This is a genomic window from Amycolatopsis sp. cmx-11-12 (assembly GCF_046269425.1).
Classification (GTDB): Bacteria; Actinomycetota; Actinomycetes; order Mycobacteriales; family Pseudonocardiaceae; genus Amycolatopsis.
This window is the reverse complement of sequence record NZ_JADNQM010000115.1, coordinates 1-602: the sequence shown is the minus strand read 5'-3', so window position 1 is coordinate 602 and position 602 is coordinate 1. Positions and strand designations below refer to the sequence as shown.

Annotated in this window: 1 protein-coding gene; it reads right to left on the bottom strand. The window is 29.4% G+C overall.

Annotated elements, in window-relative coordinates; all coding sequences use genetic code 11:
- Positions 1-227: 227 nt before the first annotated feature.
- Positions 228-602 (bottom strand): hypothetical protein (locus tag ACLARN_RS44155; protein ID WP_409497459.1); only part of this gene is annotated, 375 nt, incomplete at its 5' end.

Genomic DNA, 602 nt, shown 5'->3' with positions numbered 1-602 from the left:
ATAACTGTATTAGCGAGAAATATGTTGTTTATAATATAAATAATAAGCGTATCTGAGGTAGAAGTATTTTTATTTCCGCCGTTTTTTAAGGAAGTTAGGTACTGTTTGCAGTTTTTTTTTCAGTGATTAAGTTTATGACAGTAAAAGTATTTTTTATCTGGAGCAGGTTCAGTTTTAGTTTTGGGCGGTGGGTTTGGTTTGGACGTTTCAGTTTTGTTTTTTTTTTTTTAAGAATTGTTTTTTTTTTTAAAGCTGGGTTTGTTCTGTATTGCCGTTATATGGCTGTTATCAGTATTTTTTTTAATGTCAGTTTCTGTTGTTTTTAGTATGTTATACAGTTTATTCAGATTTTTCTCCGTTTTATGTATATGGTAGTTCGAGATGAAGTTTTTATAGTTAGGCGGAAGAGATGAAAGAATGAAGTCAGTGGTTAATTTTTTGTTTATTGGGAAGTTCAGTTTTTTTAATCGCTGAGTGTAATTAATTATTTTGATTATATGTGGTTTTACTGCTGCGTTTTCTGTTAGTTTGTATTTCAGAAAGGTTTTGGATATATTGAATTTTTCAGTTTTAGTTTGTGTCTGGAAAAGGTTTTTGAGTGT